The following is a 19533-nucleotide window of genomic DNA, read 5'->3' as shown; positions in this document are numbered from 1 at the left end:
TGATGGGTGTTTTTTCTGGAAAAAATATAAGAACTGTTGATCTAATTGAATGCCGGAATGTTTGTCCGGCATTCATTTTTTTGTTTTTATAAGTTTAAGGCGAAATCTTTTAAGCTTCGATAATTCCTTAATGCAGCAATACCATCTTCGACATGTGCCGCCCATGCCTTAATGATCGCTTTCTGTTCTAATTGAGGATAAAGCATTTTCAGCACTAGTTCCGTAGCTTGCAGCGTTTCCCCAAGCCACGTAATTTTATCCAGCACTAGCGAACCATCCAGCTTCTTACTATCCCGCTCAGGCGAATAGCGAAAATCACTCTCCACCGAGCGGAAAAATGCCAGTCGAGCCGCGATATTGGGCGTAATTCCAGTATAACCCTTTAACTTCTTGAGCTGGTCTTCTGTCTGACGGCTAAGCACCATTCGATTTGGGAGCATTAGACAACCTCCTTAGTTAGTTCCCAGAAATAACCGGGTTTCAGCGCAGATGATTTGGTATGTGCATTAAATACAATCTCGTAAGCATGAGAAATATCATCACGCAGTCGATCAACAAAATAACGCTCGTCCACTTCCGTATCGGTGGATAACAACACAACCTGATGACTGGCCTCCGGGAAATAATGATTAATCAACTTATCCCGGTGCTGAGAATCCAGACGTCCTAACGGCGTATCAATAATTACCGGAAAATCACGCCCAGAGGTTTTTGCCAGCGCCTCAAGAATAGCGATCGCATAAATCTGCTTTTCACCCGCAGAAAGCAGCTTACGATTAATTACCGAACCCTTTTCATCCACCAATTCAACATCAAATGTCTGTGGATTTATGTGCGCATTAAGCTGTAAATCCTCTTTACGAGCCAGCTTGTGGTAGGCAATTTCAAAGTTAGCAGATAATTTTTTCACTCGCGCCTGCGTTAACACATCGCTGTAGTAATCGAGCAGGTTAATGGTCTCCTGCGCATTTTTAAATGCGCTGCTCAAACCATGTTGGCTACGGGTGATGTCATGTGCTTTCTGTACCTGACGAACACAGTCCAGTTGCTGTTGTTTCGTCCGTTTAGCCTCTTCCAGCAACGAGCGATATTTTTGCCGCTGTTTTTCACGCTTATGATCGAGATCGCGTAATGCTGCAAAGAGGTCCATTAACTGCTCGTCTTCCGGGGCGCGAGCAATATTAGCAGCGGCTTGCTCCAGTTGTTGTTCAATATCCGCTAATTGATGGCGGTACATATCAAAACGCTGCCATGCTTTTTTGCTTTCCTGCTCAATGGACTGCTGGAGCATACCGGCTTCACGTTCAGAAATATCAAACAGCAAATCACCTTTTGGTTTGGCTGCCATATATGCGTCCAAATTATTGGTAATAGCTTCGGTAGCAATGGCTCTGGTACTACTCTCACTGCTGGAACGGAACGCGATATCATTTTTGAGTTGTGTTAAAAATTGATTTAACTCCGCCTCAAAAATTTTCGCCTGCTTGATCTGTGCTTCATTGACAATTTTTTCCAGCAACCGCGACAACGTATTAGGCGCTAGCGCATAGGGCAACGATCCATCGCATTCCTGTCGTAACGCTTTTTCCAGACGCTCTTTTTCTTTTAACAGAGTTTCAACTTTCTGTTTTTCCTGTGCTTTTGTCTGGGCAAATGCGCCGCCCTGCGCATTTAATAATCCCTCATGGCGAATAATGTCCTGGGATAAAAATTCAATCCGCGAGTTGACGAAATCGGCCTCTTCCAACAATTTCTCCGCCTGACCGGCAAGCGTTTTAATCTTTGTCTCAAGCGCTTCGACCTGCTGTTGTTGGGAGCCAGCCAACTGGGCGGTTTGCTGGCGTTTGACAAAAATCATCAGGTCATTTTGCAGTCTGGCGATCAGATCCAGTCCCAACAAACGACGCACCGCTGTACGCAGAATATTGCCGGATTCATCTTCCGCCAACTCTGCAATCTTCTCTCCATCAAAAAAGAAAAGATCGGCAACACCGTGAGGAATTAATTCATTCAAAAACCCCTGGCACTGGTCATAACTGAGTTCACTACGCGGTTGCCCATCCTGCTGCAAAGAGAGACGATCTTTCTTCCCTTTCTTCCAGCTTCGTGTGACGGTGAATTCAGTCTCATGACCGTTTTGGTTGTAGGTAAAGATCAGTTCTACTGCGGCCTCATCCGGACGCTCTGCTGTATACGTCCCGTTGTGCACCAGTGCTCCGAGTTGTTCAACATACTCCTGCTGCTGCATTGCCGGGCCAAACGCTAAACGCCCATACAGTGCCAGTCGAATTGCCGACAATATAGATGTTTTCCCTGCACCATTTAAACCACCAAATAGCACAATCGGGCGAGGGTTTACTTCATGCGGACGCTTTCTGGGAGCCAGATCGATGGTGTGTGTGCCGCAAAATACTCGAAAATTATGTAATACTAGTTGCTTAATGAGCACGTTCATTTTCCTCATCGATGAGCACAGACGATTCGCCTGCATCGATAATTCTGCGCTGTAAAGTCTGGAGTTCAGCTTCTAGCTTATCCACTTCGTCCTGATGAATATCTCGGTCGTTGCGTTTTTGCAGCGTTGCCTGTTGCTGCTGGATTTCTTCCAGGCTGCCCCAGTCCTGCTTTAAAATTGTTCCGAGCTTGTCAAAAATCCCCTGGCGACGACTTAACCCTTCCATCGAAGTTTCCAGCTCAATCAGTTTCATCACCATTTCAGGTACTACGTCGAACCCTTGCGTTATCTGCGCCAGCAAATCAGCATCGCTGGCATCAAAGCGCGACTGATCGTCGACCACCCAATTCAGATCCTGCTGATATACCTCGCGGTAAATCCCCGGCAATGTGTCGTACCAGTCTGGCTCGTTAGGATCTTTCAACCACTCCTGACGGATAGCGTGCAGCTCTGGCTGGGTAATTAACGTAATCGTGTGGCCCTGGGCGTTTAAATCACGCTCAATTTCCAGTAAGTCTTTTAACCACTGCTGGCGGTATTTGAGCCAGTAGGGGCCAGGAACATGCTTACGCTCTGCACTACGATCTTCACCGTCTTTAGCGTACTGATAGCTCACCTTACCGGTGCGGCGTTTATAGTTGCGATAGGTGTCTTTATTCGCCGGATCGGTGGTAAACGCCAGCAGATCACGATACTTCAGCAATGGTGACATCCACTCTTCGCCATTTTTGATCAGACTTTCCATCGCTTTATCTTTGGTGACTACGGTACAGGTCCAGCAGCCAAAGCGAGAGTTCCCGCAAGAGGGGGTACTTTCGTCGATCACCAGGGGGCACTCACCCTGTGCGGAAGAGTCCATATACAGCGTCCACAGAGGACGGTTGTTTCCACCCCACGGGCTTTCCCATTCGTCGATATCTTCAGGAGCATAGCGGAACGCGCCGCGCAGCAGTTTCCAGACGTCTTCTACATCCCAGGTATCAATAGGGGTATAGATAAACGCATTTGCCAGCGTGGTATGCCGGGCCAGGCGTGAGCCATCAATTTTGTGCTTTGCGATGACCTGCGCACGGGAGGCACTCTCGCTACTACGTGAGCCGAGGACAACAATCACTTCATCAAACTGGCTGACCTTATCTTTAATAAAGTCGCTCACCGGATTGATTTTCATACGCTCGGTACACCAGCGAAAACTACGGGTCGGGGCCGGATAACCTTTCCCCAGTAAATTGACCCAGAAGGTTTCATTAGTTTTAGGCGTTACCGCATGTTGAGTGATCGGCAGGCCATTACGCTTTGCACCTGCCTCAATCTGCAGCATCGTTTTCTTAATTAAATCTACTACCACTGGTGTTTCCACCAGCGTATCGGATGACACTACAAAAACATCTTTGCTGCGCATTTCCGGGGGCAGGCCAAGCAGGGCCAGATACACCAGCGTGATCACGGCGGAAGAATCTTTCCCGCCGCTATAGCCAATTACCCACGGACGCTTATCCGCACAATAAATTCTTTGAACCTCAGCAACATATTCGGCCAGAGGGCGTCCGGCGAACTGCTCCTGATTAATAAAATCTTCGTATTCGGCCAAATCGTAGGCCTGAACTAATTTACTCATGAGACAACCATTTGAGCTTCAAGCTCCTGTTCTTCAGGAGTGAGGGGGAGCGATAATGCATTTTTTAATGCATTACAGGTTAGTTGGATGGCAACACTGGTTTTACTCAGCTTTCCATGTTGCATAGCGCGTTTTACCATCTCTGGATTGCTTTTCCGCCAATCGAATGTTTTTAGTTCTATTATCCTGTCTTGCCAATCTTCAGGCTTTTCTTGCAGTAAGGCTCGACCGAGCAATCCAAGCGCCTGTAGACCTATGCCATGGGCGTGGACGTAATCCTGCCTTAACTGCGCTGGTGAAACTTCTTTTTTCGCAGCCAACTGCCAGTCAGGCATAACGCTATAAAGGGTCTGCCAATAAACCGAAGCGATATTTGTATTTTCTTCAATATTCCCTAATTTGGGATCTTTACCAAGCAGCGCACGTGTTGCTTGTTTGATGCTACTTAATGTAAAAAGTTTGTTTGAGAGCGCGCTGATACTCGACTTCTCAAGTTCTGTAAGTCCTACGAAAGGTTCAATAGACATTGCCAGGTAACGAGCAAGATTTGAACTCACATCACGATGATCGTACAGCGCCGAAAGAGAGGGGCTGGGACGAATTGCGTATTTGTTCAAATCGGCAAACATTTGTTGGCTACGTTGTAGCCCTTCGTCAACGAAGAATAGAACGGGGATGTTGTCCTGCCCCAGTTCTGGTCGTTCGGCAAGGGCATCTTCTATTGCTTTACGACGATGTTGGCCATCATTTATCAGGATTTGAGCGTCCATAGGGACACGTAGGGTACCAAGGTTGTTTGAACCAGGGTATTCGTCGAATTGCACATCGACAGCAATTGAAGCTGTTAAGGCGGAAAAAACATAATCTTTAGGATTTTCCAAGAGATACCGAACCATTTCTGGAATTCGAGATTTGTTTAAGGTTCTCTGTGCCCGTAGTTCAGGCGGAACGTCAGTCTCATCAAAACTAAAAATCTTGGGTATGATACGCATTGGGCAGGTGGCAATATAGAAAGGCCTACCAGCCTGAATCCCACGTACGGCGGGAAAAGAGTAGCAATAATCAGCGTCAAAGTTCGCCATGTTAGATTCCCTGTAATCTTGCCTACGCGTTTACGTGATATTTTACGTAAAACCATTCCTTGAATAAATCTAAGTTTCAGTTTTAGAGCACAAACCGGCACACAACTTCGTAACTGATGCTGAAGATACGTTTCTTTTGACGTAACTCCTTGCTTAGCCAGTAGGTTTCTATCACTACAGACCCTTTTTCGCAATGTTGTTACAGATCTCCTTGTTGGAAGTCGGTTTATGAGCATGAATACTACGTTATTCGTAGCTAGATTTTTAGGTTTTTTGCTACGTTTTTCGTAGTTATGGAAGAGTGATCGAACTTTTGCGTAAAGAGGGTGCAACAAACAAATCATTTGATACTACGTTTTTCGTAGTATCAAATGATTATGATAACTACGATTATCGTAGTTATGAATGACTCAAACACTCAAAATGTGATTTTCAGCCGGCGGCTCAAAGAGCTCCGCGTTAATAAAGGTTTATCCCAAAAGCAGCTTGGAATCCTGGCTGGTATCGATGAATTTGTTGCAAGTACTCGTATCAACCGATATGAAAAAGGTGTTCATCAGGCGAGTATTCGGATTGTTCATCAGCTTGCGGCTGTGCTTGATGTTCCTGTGGCTTATTTTTACACCGAAGATGATGCGTTGGCGAAGTTAGTTGTTGAATGGAATAAGGTAAGCTTAGAAAAGAAAGAATTGATCCTGGGCTTAATTTTACGTGCTGATTGATAATAGTATTTTGTAAAAAATTAATTATAGATAATCGTATCTAGTTATGGATGAGATTGGTTTACTCATAATGTTATTAAGAGTATTGGGTTTGTAACAGAACTATTTCTTTTAAGCGAAAAAAGTTATAATCGTGAATATTATAGGAGATATGGATGTTGAAGGCTACAATAACGATACTGCAAATTCTCGTTGGAGGATATTTTCTGGGTAATGCAATACGTCAAAACCCAAAATTTGATGCTTTTCTTCTTATTGTGGAAAACGGTTATGGCGGAATTAACGATAAGCTCAAGGATACTCGTATCCGGGAAGGCGTTTACAAGCTTGGTTTAATGTACGGTTTTTTAAGTTTTTTAGCATTTTTAATGTTGTTTTTGACACCTTATGTTGCATCGCAGGCCGAGCCATACTTTCTTATGTGTTCTGCTGGTTTTATTATTGGGTTAATCGGCTGGAGTTCAATTTCTTGGTGTCTGCAACATCGTAAAATGTTATTGGAAAATACATGGTTTTGGTGGCTTATGCCGATCTTTCCATTTTTTCTAGCCTTCCTTGAGAAACAAACAGGTATTTCTATATTGTGGTACCCCTTAGATTCTTTATTTAATATGTTAAATTCTATGGGTATTTATATAGAACTGCCGACTAGTGTTTGGAGTCAGGCGGTTATATTTTGTGCTATTCTTATGGTTTTTATGTTAGTACAATATTTAGTGATGTGGTGTATATCTATACCAGTATTGATAATAACTATCTTAATGGTGTCGTTGATTGTTTCTTTTGCAAGGCTGGTTAATCTAATTGCTCCAAAGACTGCATTTTACGGCTTTATGGCAATATTATTTGTTGCATTAATACTAGTGCAAAATTATATTCTTCCATGCATGGGCTAAAATTATTGTCGGGCGCAGTTTAAGCGCCCATTCATTTCTACTGATTATAGGTTTATTACGCATTTCCCCGAAATCACCCCGATAAACTCTCTGACCTGCTTCTGCTTCCTGGCCGACAGCTTCTCCACCCTGCGCATCGCGGCTTCCAGCTCTGGTTCCGGCTCAACCGCCGTCAGCACAATACAGCCATCCATCACCCGCACCTCCACCCGGGTGCCGGTCGAAAACCCTGCCGCCGCCAGCCACTCGCCCTTCATGATCAGCGCCGGAACAAGACGACGATCTGGCAAACGTCTCACATAACTCACCGTCAACTGACGCTTATTTTTCGGCGACACTTCTGGATCAAACGAATCTACAATACAATCAGCATTAGTCATGGTTGCTATTCTCTCGAAATAGTAATTGTGATCAGCGGTGCGGGTGTGTTGGCGCACATTCGCACCGCGCTAAATAACACCTGTAAACCTAACCAGTAATAAAAATAAAGTCCAGACTTTAATCGGACATAATAAACGCCTTTAACCGCAAATTAAGAATTAACAGAATACGTGACGCTATTAATTAGCGCCTGTGGAAAATGCCTTTCTTGATATTGCTGAAATAACCGCAAAGCAGATTCAAAAAATAAAAGCGAGATAATGCGCGCAACAGGATGCCCATGCCCAATTACGGGCACCCCATCTCTTTAGCCAGCGTCCCCTTCCGGGACTTCAGGCGGCGGGCGATACCTGCCGGCAGGGCGGACCAGAACGAGAGCGCCGGATGAGTCCGCCGCTCAATCTCCTCCACCGTAACCTGATAATCACAAAAACTGGCGCTTTTTGGCGTCGCCTGATCCAGCAAAAACGCCGCGTATTCGCCTTTATCCGGACTGGAGCCGATAAACATAATCTTCCAGTAGCCGCTGGGGATCTCCACCTCGGGCGCGGCGGGCAGGGTGGCGATATGCCGTTCGAACAGCGGCCCGGTAACGGACCACACCGCCGCCACGTCGCGGCGCTCGGCGAGGGCGCGCTCCTTATCCTCCAGCCGCGCCCACGCCCCCTGATTCAGGTTGGAGGCCTGCGGGGTGATATTGGAAAGATAGTTTAATGCCTGCCAGTCTGCGCTGGCGCCGAGCCCGGCGAGCGGCGCCTGATGCCCGCGATCGACCGCCAATGCTGCGCTGGCCCCTTTGTATGCCGCGGGGGCAAGGGTATCCGCAGCGGGTAAATCCGGATCGCGCTTCCAGCTGCGCGAACGCCCGCTGGCCAGGCTGGCTTTGGTGATTTTATACGCCACCCAATTAGCGAATTTGCGCTGGCTGTTGTTATTGAGCGTATAGGCTTCGCGAACCAGCGTCTGCGCGCTTCCGCCGGTCGGGCAGCCCACTTCACAATGATCCTCGCCGGATGATGCGGCAGCGCACGCGACGGCAAAAAATAGCGACGGCAGAACGCTGAATACTCGGGATAGCTTCATATTATTGATGACGTCAAAGAAAAGATGAACCGATGCATAAAAGAACCCCCTGAATAACCAGAGCGGAATTCAGCTATGAATCGCAAAGATGAAGTGAGAGCGTAAAAAGAGTTAGCCGGTCGCAGCCGCGCGGAATATCACAAGATGATTTAACATCACGGCGGATGTTATTTTGTGACTCTGGAAATGATGTTGAATGAGGTGACCAGACTCTCAAGCCCGCTATTTTCAGCCGGGCTGAACGGGGAATATGTCCAGCGAAGCGTAAAGCGGTGCGGCATCCATGTCGTTGTCTGAAAAAATGTCGCGGCAGGGGAAAACACTTCTCTCTGCGAGGAGGATTACTCAGACTACGCGGATGACCGATTAAGGAGAGAAGGTATGAAAAAGGAACTCTTGAGAGGCGTGCTGGCACTGGCCGTACTTAGTCTCCCCGCGCTGGCGAAAACAGGCGTTTCATTCAGCCACAAAGACTGGGAAGTGGTATGCGATAACACGCTGACCTGCCGGGCGGCGGGATACAGCGCTGAAGAAGGAAGCGGAGGTTCGGTGCTGCTGACCCGGCAGGCCGGAGCGGGCACCGCCGTCTCGGGAGAGCTGATGCTGGCGGAGGTGACCGACAGCGACGTTCTGCCGGGCAAACTGACGCTGTGGATCAACGGCCAGCCGGCAGGCGATGTGAAGCCCGCAAAAGAGAGCTGGCCGCTGTCGGAGAAACAGGCCCGGGCGATCGTTAACGCCATCAAAGGCAGCGGGAAGGTCGAATTTACAGGCGGGGAGGCGCCGTTTGAGCTTTCCGGCGAAGGCGCTTACGCGGTACTGCTGAAAATGGACGATGTTCAGGGGCGAATCGGCACGCCGGGTGCGTTGACCAAAAAAGGCGACGGGCCGGAAAGCAGCGTCCGGGCGGCGATTCCCGCCCCGGTCATTCACCGGGTCATGCCTGAGAAGGCGCAGGAGAGAGCGTTAACCGCGCCTGAGCTGGCGGCGCTCAAGCCTAAGCTTCTGGCCACGCTAAATAATGATGATTGGTGCGATCGCCTCCAGCCTGAGGAGGGACAGGAGCCTGAAACCATCAGTCTGACGCCGCTGGATAACGCGCATTCCCTGATTTCGGCCTTGTGCTGGCGGGCGGCCTATAACGAGGGATATGGCTATTGGGTTGTGGATAGTAAACTTGAGGGCAATCCGACGCTTATCACGGTCTCCGGTTCTGAGTATGGTGACGGCGAGATTTTTATGAGCCAGAAAGGGCGAGGGCTCGGCGATTGCTGGGGGACGGCGAGCTGGCTCTGGGATGGCACAACGTTCCGCAAAAGCCGTGAAGCGACCACCGGGATGTGCCGCTATCTTCGCCTCGGCGGGACATGGGATCTTCCCACCTGGGTGACCGAGGTTAAACCGGCAAAGTGAAATCACGCGGCCAGAATCTCTCCCGGCACACACGCCGACAGAGAGGACAGGGAAGGATCTTAACGATCCTCCGCGTAGCGGGATCGCGATCGACAGCGCCAGTGGCGTCAGAAAACTGACGCCTTGTTCAAAATAACAGCGCGGCTAATGTATTGCTAACTCGAATTAGTTTATGATTAAGCCGTTCTGTTCGTTATGGAAAATGAGTTTATGGCCAAAACCGTTGAGCAAGTCGCCAGGGCGCTGGAAATCTCGATTACCACCGTGCGCCTGGTGCTGGGTGGCAAAGCTGAGCAGTATCGCATCAGCGCCAAAACGCAGCAGCGTATTAATGATTACATCGCCGAGAACGGGCTGGTCGTTAACCATATCGCCCGCAGCCTGAAGCTCAATAAAACCGAGACCTTAGGGCTGGTGATCCCGCGTTTATCCAACCTGTTTTTCTCCACCCTGGCGGAAAAGCTCGAAGCCTGCTGCCGTCAGGCGGGGTATCAGCTAATGATTGCCTGCACCTACAGCGACAGCGAGCATGAAAACAGTCTGGTTGAAGGACTGCTGGCGCGCAACGTTGACGGGCTCTTCGTGGTGCCCTCTACCCGGGAAACGCAGCTGCATCACCAGAAGGTAGCGCGCAAGCGGCCGCTGGTGCTGCTCGACCGCGATTTTGGCGAGAGCGACGTGTCGCTGGTGGTAAGCGATAACTACAACGGCAGCAAAAAGCTGGTGCAGGCGATGACCCAGGCGGTGGACGTCTCGCCGATTTTTTTTATCGCCGGGGATACCCAGCAGCCGTCGATCCAGCGTCGTCTGCAGGGCTACCTGAGCGAGCTGCCCGCCGGCAAGGAGTGGATATTGTCCGCCAGCCATAACCGTCAGGAAGAGGGCAAACAGCTGATGCTCGATTTTCTGCGTCAGCACCGCGAGCCGCCGAAGGCGTTTATCGCCTCCTCTCTGCCCATTCTGGAAGGGACGCTGAGCGCGCTGCGGGAAACCTACGGCTTTATTCCGTCGGATATTCCCATCGGCACCTTCGATGAACATCAGATGCTGGGATTTCTGCCGAACGCGGTGTGGTCGATGCGCCAGGATGAGGACGCCTGGGCGCAGCACGCGTTTCATCTGATGCAGCAGAAGCTGCAGGGGGAAAATGCCGATGTGAAGATCACCGTGCCGATGACCCTGATTCACCGCCCGCTGTCGGTGGAGAAGCAGCGGAGCCAGTAAATGACACGGCTTGTGTGAACATGTCAATCCCCGGCTGCGCTATGCTGGCCGGGGCTACAGATACCGCATCCTGCGCGCGCTGGCAGCCCGGATAAGGCGCGGGCGCCGCAATCCGGGAACCCTTAACGATCCCTCATCAAGTCAATCGCTGAACAAACCGCGCCGCCAGCCCGGCGTCCAGCTCCGGTGGCAGGCCGCTGATCCCGACGCCGCCAATGGCCAGCCCGTCGACGATCACCGGCTCGCCGCCCGGCATCGCCAGCAGCTGCGGGTCGTTAAATACCGCCAGCTGCAGGGCGCCGGCGCTGACCTCTTGCGCCAGCGTTGCCGTCGGACGGCGAAAGCGCAGGGCGCTCCAGGCCTTGCGCTGCGCCAGCTGGCGCGGTAGCGGCGGGCAGCGAGCGTGCGCGCCAAAGGCGATGAGCTCGCCCTCCGGCCCGACAACCGCCACCGCCAGCCCCCGGGTTCGCGCATCGCTTTCCGTCTCCTGTAAAAACCGCGCGACCTGCTGGCACACAACACTATCGTTCAGACGGATCTTGGGACAGAGCGCGTCATTGTCCGGCATCGGCGATATACCCCCGTAAGCGCAGATAGAGGTCATCCAGCTCGCCTTTCTGCGCCGCCGTCAGCGCCACAAACGGCTCGCGGGTGGGGCCGGTATCGACGCTCTCTTTCGCGGCAAGATACTTCGCCGACTGGAACACGCCGCGCGCGACCAGCTGCTCCACCACCTCGTTGATCTGCTGCTGCAGGCGCTGCGCCCGGGCGATGTCGCCCTGTTGAAAAGCGCTGCGCAGGGCGAGAAACAACTCCGGCTGCAGGTTAACCGTGGTGCCAACCGTGGCCGTCGCGCCCGCCGCGAGGCTGGAAAGGAAGATCTCATCGAAACCGTTAAAAAAGACTTTCTCCGGGTAGCGGGCGATCATGCGTTCCAGCGAATAGAGGTTATGCGAAGTATGCTTCACCCCCAGAACCTGCTCATCGCCGAGCAGCGCGTCGGCGCTCTGGGCGTCCAGCTCGACGCCGGTAAACTGCGGAATGTTATACAAAATCACCGGAATCGAAATGGCGTCCAGCACTCGACGGTAGTAGGCGATAATCTCCTCGCGGCTATATTTGTAGTAGTAGGGCGGCACCAGCGACACCGCGCTGGCGCCGTCCTGCTCGGCGTGCTTCGCCAGCTCGACGGCATCCCGGGTGCGCGGCGTCCCCACGTGGGCGATCACCGGCACGCGACCGCCCGCCGACTGCACCAGCGTTGCCAGCACCTGCCGGCGCTCATCGAAACGCAGCAACGGCCCCTCCCCGGAGGAGCCGCAGCAGTAAAAGCCCTCAACCCCGCGCGCCAGCTGGGCGCGGGCGAGAGCGTCCAGCGCCGCGTAGTTCACCGACTCATCGGCGTGCATCGGCGTCACCACGGCGGAGATAATGCCGCGAAAAACCTGCCATTTATCGCTTACCATGCGGTCCAGCCTCCATCCACCACCACGTTGGAACCGGTCATATAGACCGAGGCGTCGGAGAGCAAAAACACCACCGCGCCGTTGTACTCGTGGGCTTTCGCCATCCGCCCGATGGGGATACGGTTGGTGTAGTTTTTCTGGAAGCGCGGGTCCTGATCGCTGCGCTCGACGCCGGAGAGGGTCAGAGTATTGACGCGAATGCCGTCGCGCCCCCAGTAGGTGGCACAGTAGCGGGTAAAGTTATACAGCCCGGACTTTGCCGCCGAATAGGCCACCGGTTTGACGAACGGAATGCCGGTGTCCTCTTTTTTGTAGCTATAGATATCCTGCACAGGGGAGACCACGCCGTAGATCGAACCGACGTTGATGATCGAGCCGCCTTTGCCGGCCTGTTTCATGCGCTTGCCGACCTGCTGGGTCATCAGGAAGGTGCCGACCAGGTTCACTTCCACCACCTCGCGGAACACCTCTTCCGGAAACTCTTCAAACGGGCCGGAGACTTCCGGCGGCGCGCTGGGCTGGGTGTCGACGCCCGCGTTGTTGACCAGGCCATCCGGGACGCCCCACTTCGCTTCAATGCTATCCAGCACCCGGTTAATGCTGGCTTTATCGGTAATATTCACTTCCGCGCACAGCAGGCGGTCGGAGTCCTTAATCGCCCCCAGCACGCGGTCGACGCGCGCGGCATCGATGCGGGTGGCCAGCGCCGCCACCTTCGCGCCGCGGTCGTGTAACGTCTTCACGTACTGCGCCCCCAGCTGTCCCAGGCCGCCGGTCACGATGATGACCTTGTCTTCAACCGAGAATAACGTGTCTTCCATTGTCCTTTCCCCTCACTGCGTGGTTAGATTTTGTGGGTTGCGAGGTAATCACGATCGAGAATAATGCCGTGGCCCGGCCTTTCGCTCGGCACGTAGTAGCCGTCCACCTCTTCGCCCGCTTCGGCGATGATGCGCAGATCTTTCCAGCGCCCGCCGTCGGTCATCTCGGCGTATGAGATATTCGGCACCGTTGCCAGCAGGCTGGCGCTGAGCTCCATGACAAAATGCGGCGTCATTGGCAGGTTGTGCGCGCGGGCGACGGCGGCGATATCCAGATAGCCGGTGATCCCGCCGACGCGGCCGAGATCCGCCTGGATGTAATCCGCGCTGCCGCTCTCGATGTACTGCGTAAACTGGTTTAAGTTATAGACGTTTTCTCCCAGCGCGATAGGCGTGGCGCTGCGTTCGCGCAGCCGCAGGTGGCCGGTGATATCGTCGGAGGGCAGCGGCTCCTCAATCCACAGCAGATTGAGCGGTTCGAACAGTTTGAACGCGCGCAGCGCCTGCGGGAAGCTCCAGCCCTGGTTGGCGTCCACCGCCAGCGGGAAGCCCGGCACCGCCTCCTGAATCTTACGCAGCCGCTCCACGTCCTCCTCCAGCGTCGGTTTGCCCACTTTCACTTTCGCCGCCAGGTAGCCGGTGCTTTTCCAGCGTTTGACCTGGTCAATCACTTCCTCAATGGACAGATGCAGGTTGATGCCGCTGCCGTACAGCGGAACGCGATCGCGTACGCGGCCAAGAATGTCGATAATCGGCGCATTGAGGGTTTTACCTAACAGATCCCAGTAGGCAATATCCAGCGCCGCCAGGGCATGGGTGGTGACGCCCGCGCCGCCGACGTCGTGTACGTGTTTATACGAGCGATGCCACAGGCCGCGCGGGGAGAGCGGCTGGCCAATAACGTCCGGGATAATCTCGGCAATCAGCGCGGAGATGGTTTTCCCGCACCAGCCGGAAGTGTGGCTAAAGCCGGTGCCGACGTGGCCGTTAGAACCGTAGACGTCAACAATCGCCACTTCGATATCGGTGACGTGGTGAATCTGATCCCCCCACGGGCCTTCCGGCAGCGGAACGCGGGCGGTCATCAGTTCGATATTTTCAATCACGGGCATTTTTGTGCTGTTCATCTGATTCCTTCCTTTATGGGTTCAGCGGGGGCCGCCCCTGCGGCCCGGGCGGTTAATGTTTGGAGGCCGGGGATTCATGCCCCTCCAGGGAGATTGCCGGGCTGGCGTCATGTTCTCGATCGTTCTCGTCGCCCACCGCATGGCCGAAGACTTCCGGCAGCAGGAAGATGGAGGCGAGGAAGGCGCAGAACGGCGCGATAGCGATAATCATCGAGGCGACCGGTACGCCGACCGCTTCAAACAGGGCCGGGAAGACCAGGGTGGTAACGAAGGCGGTGACCTTGACGATGGTGTAGCCGATGCCGGAGGCCACCCCGCGATAGCGCGGTTTTGCCACCAGCGAGATCACCGTCATGCCGCTTTCGGAATCCCAGTAGTGGCCCCACAGCATTAGCGCCGCGCCGAAGATGATAAATGCGAAGCTGCTGCTGTAGACGCCCCACGCCGATATCGAAATACCGATGGTGACCAGCAGGAAGCCGTATTTGCTCAGCCCCTTATGCCCGAGCTTCGGCAACAGCAGCGGGCCGACAAACGCCGAGAGCGCGGCGATACAGTTCACCGCCAGCAGGGCGAGGTTATTCTGGATCTGCCCGGAAATCCCGATGGTGACGAGGATCAGCGGCAGGAAGAAGGAGAAGGCATAGTTTTCAAACGACTGCACGGCGCAGGAGAACCAGCCGAACAGGGTGGTGCTGCGGGTAAACGGACGGCGGAACAGATCGTGCAGCGTCTCTTTGAGCGTCGGGTCGGCGATAGTGACGTTTTCATTGGGCAGAATGTCGTCCAGCAGACGGCCATCCTGTTCGCCGTAATATTCACGGGAGGCTTTTTTCGCTTCGATAAAGCGGCCGCGTTCGACGAACCACGCTGGCGTCTCCGGCAGCTCCCGACGCATAAACAGCAGCAGGCAGGCCGGGATCGCCGGGACCGCCAGCACGATGCGCCAGATCATATCCGGGTGAACATCAAGCGCCACCAGCGTGGTGACCAGCAGAATGGCGGCGATAATCCCCAGCGCGAACATAAACTGCCAGCGGTTAGCCATCACTTCGCGCTTGCCCTTAGGCATCACCTCCATGATGTAGGTAAAGCCGTTAGCCACGTCCGCGCCCACCGGGATCCCGGCGAGGCAGCGAATTATCGCCAGCCAGTACATATTGGGCGCCAGGCCCTGAAGAACGGCGAAGATCGCGAACAGGATCATCGACCAGAGGAAAATTTTACGCCGTCCGAGCTTATCGGTCAGCCAGCCGCCGAGCAGCGCGCCGACCACCGCGCCAAGCTGGGTGCCGGCGGCGGTAAAACCGAGCAGCCAGCTGCTGGGCTCATAAATATCTTTCAGGGCGAATAAAATAAACGCCATGGAATAAATATCCCATGACTCAATTAATAATGCGGTGATCATCAGCCATCCCGCTTTGGTGCAGCCGGGGGCCTCCTGCAGATCGAGCCGTTTCTTTGCCTTCTGGATAATAAATTCAATATGTTGCTGCTGATACATATAATCCTCTCTTATCCGGGCAGGCGGAGAGCCCGCCCGGACAGATGCGCGTTGATCCGCTCTTTATGGGCGATAAAGAGACGAATGAAGCGGATGTTTGCCAGGATCGCTAACAACGTAAAAATTACATAAGCGAATCAGTTGTTATTTCATTAATAAATGCGCATCGCCTGCGATAAAGACTTTCATATTTTGCGTCAGCGCCTGGGCAATAAAGGCGTTCAGCACTTCGGATAATACCTCCTCCTCTACATAAGCCAGACTGAGATGGTTGCTCTGGTGGCCCGCCATTAAATCGTCGCGCGAAACCCCGTCGAGAACGGCGTTGAGTAACGGCCACTCGTAGTTGGTCGCCCGGCGGCGGCGTTCGAATTCGTCATGCGGTAGTTCGACGGCGGTGCCGGTGCCGATATGCAGGATCACCTGGGTGCCTTCGTAGTGCGCTCGCGCCCAGATAAAGCGTCCGGCTTTGCCCTGACCGGCAATGGTCGAGCCGCCATAGGGGAAGAACATCGCCGGCTGGCGATAGCCGGTGGCCCCGGCGATCCCGCCTTTCAGATGGGCGAACGGCACAGCGCCGGAGATCTCCAGATCCCAGTAGAACGTGCCGTTGTATTCGCTACCCCAGCGGATATCGTGAAGGGTGGTTTCGCTCGCCATGCCCAGCGCGCCGAGCAGCTTCGCCAGCATCACCTGCGGGATGGCGCTGCCCATATCCACCTCGTTGATGCAGGGGATCGGCGCGTCCGGACAGACGATCTCGCCATTCTCATCCGGGATCGGGAAACGTTCCGCGTTACCGATGGCGCCTTCGGCAAAATCCGAGGCGGCGCAGCTGTCTTTGAGCCCCTGCTGATACTGCACGCCCACCGCCGTCAGGCCGAAGCGCTTCACGAAGCGCGCCATGGCGATCATCATTGCGCACTGTTCCAGCACCTGCTCCCGGGTCAGATCCTTCGCCCCGTCGGCGCCGAACCGGAAGCGCATGCCGCGGGTCTCATACCAGTCGAGACAGGCTTCGCGCAGGTCGGTCGGCACCTTGTTCATTTCAACCAGCAGCGCCGATTGCGACAGCGACTCCACCGGCATCCCTACGTCGATCATCGCTTTTTGCGGGAACACGCCGTTGATCATCCCCATACAGAAGGTATCGAACAGCCCGACAATGGCCTTGTGTTTGAGGATCGACTGCCCAACCTTCACGCCAATCTGCCCGGCTTCGCTGGCCAGCAGCGGCGCGCTGGGTGCAACCGGATGCAGATAGCCGAGCTTATGGCTGAGATGGCCGTCGCGCAGCCAGGTGTCTAAGCCGCGAATAAACGCCTCGTCGGCGAAGGTTTCCGACCAAAGCCGCGAGTAGTTGCGCTCCAGGCTGGTGAGGCAGCCTGCCATACAGAGCATGCCGACGAGGCCCGGCCAGGTACCGTCAAAATTGGCGAGCAGCAAAATAGGGCCGCGATGATGTACCAGCGAAGGAGCAAGGTGATGGGAGTATTGCCAGGCGGTCAGCAGGACAATAATCGGCGCATCCGGATCGATCCCGGCGAACAGCTCGCTACCCTCTTTCTGGCTGCTGATAAACCCGTGGCCGCGCTGCTCGTTGACCGGATGGGCGCGGCGCAGGCGATAGCCTAATGTTTCCAGCGCCGTTTCCAGACGCTGTTCAAACAGCTTCTGCGTGGGCCAGCAGGTGACGTTAGCCGGTTCGCGGAGATCCGCATTGGTCACCATCAACACTTCGCCTGGCTGCGGGGTCATAAGCCCGGCTTCCGCGGGTAACGTTAAATTCAGCATGTGAATTTCTCCTGTAGGGGATAGGTCGCTTGGTTATCGTTGAGCGTGCTGCGCCGGGGTAAGCGCCGCATCAATCGTTCTGTTGCTGGCTAATTTCTTAGGCTAACTCGAATTAGCAAATTAGGATAAAAAAAAGACAGGAACAAACTCTTTACCGGGGATTTGTGATGGCTATCAATGTGCAATTATTAACTTATTAATATTTAACTCTTTATTTTAAACGGTGGGTCGAGGTGACAGGGAACGCTTGCTGAGGCGGCATAAAGGCGGGCAGAAAAGCGGACGGGAAGCGCAGCGGGGACGGTAAATCAGCGTTAAATATATAATTAATTGAATTTAATAAATTATTTACGTTATTCCGTAAGCGATTTGTCTCGCGGCGCTGGCGAGGGTGTTAAAATTTAACCGATCCTGGTCACACTCTTTTAGCATTTACGTTGTGAATCTCCGTATCTTGTTATAATTAGCTAATTCGAGTTAGCTTGCGGGCGATTTTCCCTCGCGACCGCGGTTAGCCAGGCGCTGCCCGACTTAACAATAATGATTCAGGACAGAGGATTTAATGATGACTATGCTTACCTCGCCCGCCATGACCCCTGCAAAAAATGAACAAATATCGCAACAAACGCATGAAAGAAGAAAGCTGCTCACCGTGCTGGGCTCCGGTCTTTCCGGCACAACGATTGAGTTCTATGACTTTTTTATCTACGGCACCGCCGCCGCGCTGGTGTTTCCGTCGCTGTTTTTTCCTAACCTCTCGCCGCTGATGGCGCTGCTGGTGTCCTTCCTGACGCTGTCGATTACCTTCGTCAGCCGGCCCATCGGGGCCATCGTATTTGGCCACTATGGCGATAAGATCGGCCGCAAAAAATCGCTGGTTCTGTCGCTGATGATTATGGGTATTTCGACTTTTTTCATAGGCTTAATCCCCAGCTACGACACCATAGGCAACGCCGCGCCGCTGATACTTATCTTTTTGCGCCTCTGCCAGGGCTTTGCCATCGGCGGCGAATGGGGTGGGGCGACGACGCTGATCACCGAGTATGCGCCGCGCCATCGCCGGGGCTTTTTCGGCACTTTTGTTCAGTTGGGCAACGTGCTTGGCCTGTTTATCGCCACCGGCGTTTTTGCGCTGGTGGTGATGCTGCCGGAGGATGACCTGATGTCCTGGGGCTGGCGCGTGCCTTTCCTGTTAAGCATCGCGCTGCTGTTTGTCGGGATGTTTATCCGCTCAAGGATCGAAGAGACGCCGGTGTTCCAGGAGAATCAGAAACAGCAGCAGAACGCGCCGAAAGCGGCGGAGCAGAAGTTTCCCATTCTCACCGTACTCAAGCATCACCGTAAAGCGGTGTTCCTGGCGATGGGCATGCGCATGGGGGAGATTGTTCTGGGCTGGCTGACGGTGGCGTTCTTTATGTCCTATGTGACAAGGGAACTCAACTTTACTCGCGAAACGGCGCTGAACGGGCTGCTGCTGGCCAGCTTTGTCGGCATTTTTACCTTTCCGTTCTTCGGCTGGCTTTCCGATAAAATTGGCCGCCGACCGGTCTATCTGGCCGGCGCCGCCATCACGCTGATCTTTGCCTTTCCGCTGTTCTGGATGATCGACTCCGGCTCGGTGAAGATGTTTATGTTCGCCACCACCTTCTGCTATTCCGTGGGGCTGGGGATGATGTTCAGCGTTCAGCCGGCCTTCTTTTCGGAGCTTTTTGACACCAGCGTGCGCTATACCGGCGTCTCGCTCGGCTTCCAGCTGGCGAACATCGTCGGCGGCCTAACGCCGATGATTGGTACCTTGCTACTGGTGTGGTCCGGCGGCGCATCGTGGCCCATCTCGCTGTTTCTCGCCTGCATGGCGCTGATTACCATCCTGTGCGTCTGCGTGACGCGGGAAAGCTATAACGATGAGCTTAATGAGGTGAAGAAGTAGCCGGGGAGGGTTGCCCC

Annotated in this window: 17 protein-coding genes; 5 read left to right on the top strand and 12 right to left on the bottom strand. The window is 53.6% G+C overall.

Translation table 11 applies throughout. The features are described from left to right. Window positions 1–86 precede the first annotated feature (86 nt). From dndE to dndB, 4 genes are read right to left on the bottom strand one after another with little or no spacing between them, the layout of a single operon-like run. On the bottom strand, window positions 87–440 hold the full coding sequence (gene dndE, locus JLG71_RS24665) for a DNA sulfur modification protein DndE (RefSeq protein ID WP_200913875.1): 354 nt from the start codon (window positions 438–440) through the stop codon (window positions 87–89). Beyond that, the gene (gene dndD / locus JLG71_RS24660; protein WP_200914331.1) at window positions 440–2449 is read right to left on the bottom strand and encodes a DNA sulfur modification protein DndD; all 2010 of its coding nucleotides are present in this window, start codon (window positions 2447–2449) and stop codon (window positions 440–442) included. The genes dndE and dndD overlap by 1 nt, the downstream gene beginning before the upstream one ends. After that, a complete protein-coding gene (dndC, locus tag JLG71_RS24655) occupies window positions 2439–4073 on the bottom strand; it encodes a DNA phosphorothioation system sulfurtransferase DndC (protein ID WP_048225428.1) in 1635 nt (544 codons plus the stop codon). Before dndC ends, dndD begins: the two co-directional genes overlap by 11 nt. Next, the gene (gene dndB / locus JLG71_RS24650; RefSeq protein ID WP_032747693.1) at window positions 4070–5155 is read right to left on the bottom strand and encodes a DNA sulfur modification protein DndB; all 1086 of its coding nucleotides are present in this window, start codon (window positions 5153–5155) and stop codon (window positions 4070–4072) included. The genes dndC and dndB overlap by 4 nt, the downstream gene beginning before the upstream one ends. Before the next feature lie 401 nt (window positions 5156–5556). Here dndB and JLG71_RS24645 point away from each other — a divergent pair, with 401 nt between their 5' ends. Then, window positions 5557–5877: a helix-turn-helix domain-containing protein gene (locus JLG71_RS24645; RefSeq protein ID WP_200913874.1), complete on the top strand. Its 321-nt coding sequence runs from the start codon at window positions 5557–5559 to the stop codon at window positions 5875–5877. A gap of 155 nt (window positions 5878–6032) precedes the next feature. After that, entirely contained in the window at window positions 6033–6773 is a 741-nt protein-coding gene (locus JLG71_RS24640; RefSeq protein ID WP_200913873.1) for a hypothetical protein, read from the top strand. 44 nt (window positions 6774–6817) lie between these two features. Here the strand turns inward: JLG71_RS24640 and symE are convergent, their stop codons facing one another. Both symE and JLG71_RS24630 read right to left on the bottom strand, forming a co-directional pair. Next, window positions 6818–7153, bottom strand: coding sequence for an endoribonuclease SymE (gene symE / locus JLG71_RS24635; protein ID WP_200913872.1), 336 nt, complete (start codon window positions 7151–7153; stop codon window positions 6818–6820). Window positions 7154–7442: 289 nt separating this feature from the next. Further along, the gene (locus JLG71_RS24630) at window positions 7443–8237 is read right to left on the bottom strand and encodes a DNA/RNA non-specific endonuclease (RefSeq protein WP_200913871.1); all 795 of its coding nucleotides are present in this window, start codon (window positions 8235–8237) and stop codon (window positions 7443–7445) included. Window positions 8238–8618: 381 nt separating this feature from the next. Here JLG71_RS24630 and JLG71_RS24625 point away from each other — a divergent pair, with 381 nt between their 5' ends. Continuing rightward, window positions 8619–9650 carry a DUF1176 domain-containing protein gene (locus JLG71_RS24625; RefSeq protein WP_200913870.1) on the top strand — a complete coding sequence of 344 codons (1032 nt, stop codon included), beginning with the start codon at window positions 8619–8621 and terminating at the stop codon, window positions 9648–9650. A 210-nt stretch (window positions 9651–9860) separates the two neighbouring features. Next, complete coding sequence (locus tag JLG71_RS24620) at window positions 9861–10874, top strand: LacI family DNA-binding transcriptional regulator (protein WP_004117622.1); 1014 nt, start codon at window positions 9861–9863, stop codon at window positions 10872–10874. Between the two features lie 136 nt (window positions 10875–11010). Here JLG71_RS24620 and JLG71_RS24615 read toward each other — a convergent pair whose 3' ends face one another. From JLG71_RS24615 to JLG71_RS24590, 6 genes are all read right to left on the bottom strand, one after another. Further along, a complete protein-coding gene (locus tag JLG71_RS24615; protein ID WP_122117717.1) occupies window positions 11011–11442 on the bottom strand; it encodes a GlcG/HbpS family heme-binding protein in 432 nt (143 codons plus the stop codon). Then, on the bottom strand, window positions 11429–12340 hold the full coding sequence (locus tag JLG71_RS24610; protein WP_049078888.1) for a dihydrodipicolinate synthase family protein: 912 nt from the start codon (window positions 12338–12340) through the stop codon (window positions 11429–11431). Before JLG71_RS24610 ends, JLG71_RS24615 begins: the two co-directional genes overlap by 14 nt. Further along, window positions 12334–13161, bottom strand: coding sequence for an SDR family oxidoreductase (locus JLG71_RS24605; protein ID WP_200913869.1), 828 nt, complete (start codon window positions 13159–13161; stop codon window positions 12334–12336). The genes JLG71_RS24610 and JLG71_RS24605 overlap by 7 nt, the downstream gene beginning before the upstream one ends. A 23-nt stretch (window positions 13162–13184) precedes the next feature. After that, window positions 13185–14288 carry a mandelate racemase/muconate lactonizing enzyme family protein gene (locus JLG71_RS24600; protein ID WP_057173400.1) on the bottom strand — a complete coding sequence of 368 codons (1104 nt, stop codon included), beginning with the start codon at window positions 14286–14288 and terminating at the stop codon, window positions 13185–13187. 52 nt (window positions 14289–14340) lie between these two features. Further along, on the bottom strand, window positions 14341–15792 hold the full coding sequence (locus tag JLG71_RS24595; protein ID WP_200913868.1) for an MFS transporter: 1452 nt from the start codon (window positions 15790–15792) through the stop codon (window positions 14341–14343). 144 nt (window positions 15793–15936) lie between these two features. Continuing rightward, entirely contained in the window at window positions 15937–17586 is a 1650-nt protein-coding gene (locus tag JLG71_RS24590; protein ID WP_200913867.1) for a signal transduction protein, read from the bottom strand. 565 nt (window positions 17587–18151) lie between these two features. Between JLG71_RS24590 and JLG71_RS24585 the strand changes: the two genes are divergently transcribed. After that, entirely contained in the window at window positions 18152–19516 is a 1365-nt protein-coding gene (locus JLG71_RS24585) for an MFS transporter (RefSeq protein WP_042944202.1), read from the top strand. Window positions 19517–19533 lie beyond the last annotated feature (17 nt).

It is taken from the genome of Klebsiella michiganensis (assembly GCF_015139575.1).
GTDB lineage: Bacteria > Pseudomonadota > Gammaproteobacteria > Enterobacterales > Enterobacteriaceae > Klebsiella > Klebsiella michiganensis.
Note: the sequence above shows the minus strand (reverse complement) of the source record. Positions and strands in the feature narration are given on the sequence as shown.

What these genes read in the sequence shown, in the direction of transcription:
- JLG71_RS24595 (WP_200913868.1), bottom strand. Translation starts at nt 15,792, where the DNA reads ATGTATCAGCAGCAACATATTGAATTTATTATCCAGAAGGCAAAGAAA.
- JLG71_RS24605 (WP_200913869.1), bottom strand. Translation starts at nt 13,161, where the DNA reads ATGGAAGACACGTTATTCTCGGTTGAAGACAAGGTCATCATCGTGACC.
- JLG71_RS24630 (WP_200913871.1), bottom strand. Translation starts at nt 8,237, where the DNA reads ATGAAGCTATCCCGAGTATTCAGCGTTCTGCCGTCGCTATTTTTTGCC.
- JLG71_RS24640 (WP_200913873.1), top strand. Translation starts at nt 6,033, where the DNA reads ATGTTGAAGGCTACAATAACGATACTGCAAATTCTCGTTGGAGGATAT.
- JLG71_RS24600 (WP_057173400.1), bottom strand. Translation starts at nt 14,288, where the DNA reads ATGAACAGCACAAAAATGCCCGTGATTGAAAATATCGAACTGATGACC.
- JLG71_RS24620 (WP_004117622.1), top strand. Translation starts at nt 9,861, where the DNA reads ATGGCCAAAACCGTTGAGCAAGTCGCCAGGGCGCTGGAAATCTCGATT.
- JLG71_RS24625 (WP_200913870.1), top strand. Translation starts at nt 8,619, where the DNA reads ATGAAAAAGGAACTCTTGAGAGGCGTGCTGGCACTGGCCGTACTTAGT.
- dndE (WP_200913875.1), bottom strand. Translation starts at nt 440, where the DNA reads ATGCTCCCAAATCGAATGGTGCTTAGCCGTCAGACAGAAGACCAGCTC.
- dndB (WP_032747693.1), bottom strand. Translation starts at nt 5,155, where the DNA reads ATGGCGAACTTTGACGCTGATTATTGCTACTCTTTTCCCGCCGTACGT.
- JLG71_RS24590 (WP_200913867.1), bottom strand. Translation starts at nt 17,586, where the DNA reads ATGCTGAATTTAACGTTACCCGCGGAAGCCGGGCTTATGACCCCGCAG.
- symE (WP_200913872.1), bottom strand. Translation starts at nt 7,153, where the DNA reads ATGACTAATGCTGATTGTATTGTAGATTCGTTTGATCCAGAAGTGTCG.
- JLG71_RS24615 (WP_122117717.1), bottom strand. Translation starts at nt 11,442, where the DNA reads ATGCCGGACAATGACGCGCTCTGTCCCAAGATCCGTCTGAACGATAGT.
- JLG71_RS24645 (WP_200913874.1), top strand. Translation starts at nt 5,557, where the DNA reads ATGAATGACTCAAACACTCAAAATGTGATTTTCAGCCGGCGGCTCAAA.
- JLG71_RS24610 (WP_049078888.1), bottom strand. Translation starts at nt 12,340, where the DNA reads ATGGTAAGCGATAAATGGCAGGTTTTTCGCGGCATTATCTCCGCCGTG.
- dndC (WP_048225428.1), bottom strand. Translation starts at nt 4,073, where the DNA reads ATGAGTAAATTAGTTCAGGCCTACGATTTGGCCGAATACGAAGATTTT.
- JLG71_RS24585 (WP_042944202.1), top strand. Translation starts at nt 18,152, where the DNA reads ATGACTATGCTTACCTCGCCCGCCATGACCCCTGCAAAAAATGAACAA.